Source organism: Anaerozeibacter quisquiliarum (genome assembly GCF_051162045.1).
GTDB lineage: Bacteria > Bacillota > Clostridia > Christensenellales > Aristaeellaceae > Anaerozeibacter > Anaerozeibacter quisquiliarum.
Map to the genome: position 1 here is coordinate 1 of NZ_JBISDI010000070.1, position 3894 is coordinate 3894.

Sequence of the window (3894 nt, forward strand, 5' to 3'; positions counted from 1 at the left end):
TAAATACACGGAGGCCGGGTATTCGTGTAATTGTTCGGTAGTGACGGTAGGGATGTGCATGGTTAGCATGAGACTCCAAAAAGAAATGGCCGTAGGTTCATTCACGAACCTATGGCAGTTATTTCAATTCCTGAATTTCTGTGCCGTCATTGAGTTGGAAGTGTAGACTTCCATCCGGTGTAAAGCGCACAGCCACAATTCTTGACCGCGGCCTTGAAAATCTCCAGGCTCTCCAACACTTGGCTTCTCGTGTCCTCAGGAATCCTCTCGAGGACGCTTTGGAAGTAGCGCTTCATATCGGTTTCCGTGTTCTCAAAGAAGCGTTGCCCATTTTCCGTCAGCTGGATGACCACATACCGCCGGTCGCCTCCATTCAAGTGCCGAACCGCCAGATCGGATTCTACAAGGTTATTGATTGTACGGCTCATCGTGGTCTTGTCCACGCCCAGAAGGTCTGCCAGGTCGTTCGGTCTGATCTTCCCTTTGCGGCCGATCTCCATGATGGCATGGCATTGTGCCAATGATATGCCGCAGCAGCTCGCATCGTTCTTTTCCAGATTTCCCAGGTGCCTTACGAGAATCCGGGCCCGTTCACTAAGGATGCTGCTTTCATGCCAATCCATCCCATCGCCTCGTCACAATCATACCACGCAACAGTTGCAGATTATAACTATTTGTAATGGGAACATAGTGCATATTCCGCTCGCGGGTGTGGCTCTATTCAGTTTAGTATGCTTCCGGCTACACTAGACTTTGGCGCAGTCGCAAGACTTTCTCTTCGATCGATCGAATGACTGTTATGAATTCTTCGTCGCTCTTTCCAGTCGGGTCAGGCAGCCCCCAGTCCTCGCGACGCTTGCATGGGAGGAAGGGACATGCCACATTGCAGCCCATTGTGACGACCACGTCGATCGGCGGCAGTTCCTCAAGCAACTTGGACCGCTGGGTCAGCTCCATATCAATTCCGTAGAGCTGCTTCATTAGGCGCACGGCGTCAGGATTGATGCGGTCCTTCAGCTCCGTGCCCGCAGAATAGCTTTCAAAGACATCCCCTGCAAGGCGCTTCCCGAGGGCCTCGGCGATCTGACTACGGCAGCTGTTGTGAACACAGATAAACGCCACTTTGATCATTTTGCACCTCCCTCTTGAGCTCCAGAAGTCTCTCGCCTTTTATCTCGCCGGCGCTCCATGCGATCACTGCAAGGTTGCCGTGTGAATGCTCAGCGACTTTGTTGATCCATTCAACTGCGCTTCCCGCTTTTGCCGCCAGCAGTTTGTTGGTCGTTTCTGTTCGGGAGAGCGATTGATTAACGACCCACCATTTGGTCGCAATCCCCGCCCGCTTGAGGTCTTCCTCGAGCCGTAAAGCTTCGTAGACGGGCGTTGCCTCCGGCAGCGTGACGATGATGACCTCCGTCTCTGCGCTTTTGAGCCTTGGCAGCAGCCGCAGGACCGATTCCGGGTCTCGCCCTTGGTGCGCTGAATCTCGCGGTTGTAGCTCTGCGTGGATTCGAGCAGCAGCAGCGTGTGGCCGGTTGGCGCCGTGTCAATCACTGCGTATGTCCGGTGGGAGCAGTGTCAAAGATGATATGATCATAGCTTTTCTGGACTTCGTCGTCCGTAATAAAGTTTGAAAACTCATTGAACGCCGCGATCTCAATGGTGCAGGAACCGGACAGTTGCTCCTCCATGTTTGCGATGACGACGTCCGGCAGCTTGCCGCGATAGGGCGCGATGACGCTCTCCCGGCATTCGGCGGCGGCCTGAATCGGATCGAGGTTTGCCACCACGAGGTTCGGGACATCCGGGATCGGCGCTCCCTTGTTGGTCAGCGCCATTGCGAATACGTCCTGAAGGTTGGAGGCGGGATCGGTGCTGATCAGCAGCACTTTCTTCCCGCCGTCCGCCAGGGTAACCGCCGTCGCGCAGGCAGCAGAGGTTTTGCCCACACCGCCTTTCCCGGTGAAAAATAAGTACTTGGTCTGTTTGATCGCTTGCGGATTGAAACGCTCCATGAGGCTACCTCCAGATATATTCCCGTCAGGAAGAGGCACATCTCCACAACCGATTGTGGCTTGGGCTGTAAAAGTGTGCCCCATAAACACCTACCGGCAGCAATCTCCGCCTGAACATCCGCAGTCGCCAGTTTTCTTGATCTTGAACGTAGTGACCTTTGGCTTCTCGTCAAACATACTGGTCTGGATGTCAAGGAACTTCGCGATCTCCTCGTTCGTAGGATATCTGCCCGTCAGCATTGTTCTCAAGGGTGTTCAGCACGGCGGAAATTCGGAGCAGCTCGGGATCGACACTCACACCGCAAAGACCTGTCGAACAGCACATGGCGGGTTCATAGATATTCATTACTTTCATGATTGAATCTCCTAAATATCAGCATTTTGATCGAGACTAATTCCTTGGGTTACGCCTTGGGCGTCTTTGGGAAACCAGTGCTGCGTCTTGTTCGCAATCCGCACAAGAATCAGCATAACCGGAACCTCCGTAAGTACACCAACCGTCGTAGCCAGCGCCGCTGCCGAAGTAGTACCAAACAGGGCAATGGCAACCGCCACGGACAGTTCGAAGAAGTTGGATGCACCGATCATTCCAGCAGGTGCCGCGATTTCATAGGGTAACTTCAGCTTTTTAGAAGCAAAGTATGCAATGAAGAAGATCAGGAATGTCTGGATCACGAGCGGCACGGCGATCAGTACGATGTGCAGCGGATTCCGAATTATGGTTTCGCCCTGGAACGCGAACACAAGGATCAGGGTCAGGAGCAAACCGATCATCGTCACGCCGTCGAATTTTTTGACAAAGACATTTTCCAGATAATCTACGCCCTTGTTCTTGATCACCATCGAGCGCGTAATCATGCCGCCCGCCAGCGGGATCACCACGAACAGCACCACCGACAGAATCAACGTATCCCAGGGCACTACGACGTTGGATATGCCAAGCAGGAACTTGACGATGGGAACGAAGGCCACCAAGATGATGAGGTCATTGGTTGCCACCTGTACCACGGTGTACGCAGGATTGCCACGGGTTAGCGTGCTCCATACGAAAACCATCGCCGTGCAGGGCGCTGCGCCCAACAGCACTGCTCCGGCCAAATACTCAGTAGCCAGTTCGGGAGTAATGAACGCTTTGAAAATCACAAAGAAGAACAAGACGGCAATACCGTACATGGTGAACGGTTTGATTACCCAGTTCGTAATCCATGTAACAAAAAGTCCCTTGGGATTCTTGCCAACGTTCTTGATGCTCTGAAAGTCCACCTTGATCATCATCGGGTAGATCATCAACCAAATGAGAATCGCCATCGGGATGGACACCTTCGCATATTCAAACTGATTGAGGAATTGGGGGATGAGCGGCAAGAACCTCCCGATCAGTACACCCGCGACCATGCACAGGGCAACCCACAGCGAAAGATACTTCTGAAAGATTCCCATATCTTGGCGCTTCTCGGACTCCATGCTCGTTACCTCTTTCCCTATAATGATTCAAATAGAACTTCCTTGCCTAACTAACCTCAATGCAGTTGCCCCAGCAGAGCGGAACGCATATCCCGCAGCCATTGCATTTATCCTGGTCGATTTCCATTCGAGAACCCAGTAATTCTTCCTCGTCTTCAACCCATGTGATGGCCCCAACCGGGCACTCCTTCATGGGCTTACAAATACGGTTGTCAGAGGCACACTTCCTCTTGTCAATAACTGCCTTCATTGATGATCTCCTTTCAGCAACGGGTTTAGGGGAAACTCATTCCAGACAGTCGAAATCGGGTTCGTCACTGGTAACTTCTGTCAACTGCGTTAGCAGATTAATCGCCATTCCTCTGCCTTCTCGATGAATGGAGTAGTAGGTCCACTTGCCTTCCTTCCGGGCGTT

5 protein-coding genes and 1 pseudogene are annotated in these 3894 nt (G+C 52.5%); all 6 read right to left on the reverse strand.

From position 1 onward, the window contains the following. Positions 1–146 precede the first annotated feature (146 nt). A complete protein-coding gene (locus ACH6CV_RS17875) occupies positions 147–623 on the reverse strand; it encodes a MarR family winged helix-turn-helix transcriptional regulator (RefSeq protein ID WP_456359579.1) in 477 nt (158 codons plus the stop codon). A gap of 118 nt (positions 624–741) precedes the next feature. After that, on the reverse strand, positions 742–1131 hold the full coding sequence (locus ACH6CV_RS17880; protein ID WP_456359580.1) for an arsenate reductase ArsC: 390 nt from the start codon (positions 1129–1131) through the stop codon (positions 742–744). Continuing rightward, positions 1088–2015: pseudogene (locus tag ACH6CV_RS17885) on the reverse strand (TRC40/GET3/ArsA family transport-energizing ATPase). Before ACH6CV_RS17885 ends, ACH6CV_RS17880 begins: the two are co-directional and overlap by 44 nt. Before the next feature lie 190 nt (positions 2016–2205). Further along, positions 2206–2370 carry an arsenic metallochaperone ArsD family protein gene (locus ACH6CV_RS17890; RefSeq protein WP_456359581.1) on the reverse strand — a complete coding sequence of 55 codons (165 nt, stop codon included), beginning with the start codon at positions 2368–2370 and terminating at the stop codon, positions 2206–2208. Positions 2371–2381: 11 nt separating this feature from the next. Continuing rightward, entirely contained in the window at positions 2382–3479 is a 1098-nt protein-coding gene (gene arsB / locus ACH6CV_RS17895) for an ACR3 family arsenite efflux transporter (RefSeq protein WP_456359582.1), read from the reverse strand. A gap of 46 nt (positions 3480–3525) precedes the next feature. Further along, a complete protein-coding gene (locus ACH6CV_RS17900; RefSeq protein ID WP_456359583.1) occupies positions 3526–3729 on the reverse strand; it encodes a 4Fe-4S dicluster domain-containing protein in 204 nt (67 codons plus the stop codon). Positions 3730–3894: the final 165 nt, after the last annotated feature.

Excerpts from the sequence above, each read along its gene's own strand:
- ACH6CV_RS17875 (WP_456359579.1), bottom strand. The coding sequence starts at position 623 with ATGGATTGGCATGAAAGCAGCATCCTTAGTGAACGGGCCCGGATTCTC.
- ACH6CV_RS17880 (WP_456359580.1), bottom strand. The coding sequence starts at position 1,131 with ATGATCAAAGTGGCGTTTATCTGTGTTCACAACAGCTGCCGTAGTCAG.
- ACH6CV_RS17890 (WP_456359581.1), bottom strand. The coding sequence starts at position 2,370 with ATGAAAGTAATGAATATCTATGAACCCGCCATGTGCTGTTCGACAGGT.
- arsB (WP_456359582.1), bottom strand. The coding sequence starts at position 3,479 with ATGGAGTCCGAGAAGCGCCAAGATATGGGAATCTTTCAGAAGTATCTT.
- ACH6CV_RS17900 (WP_456359583.1), bottom strand. The coding sequence starts at position 3,729 with ATGAAGGCAGTTATTGACAAGAGGAAGTGTGCCTCTGACAACCGTATT.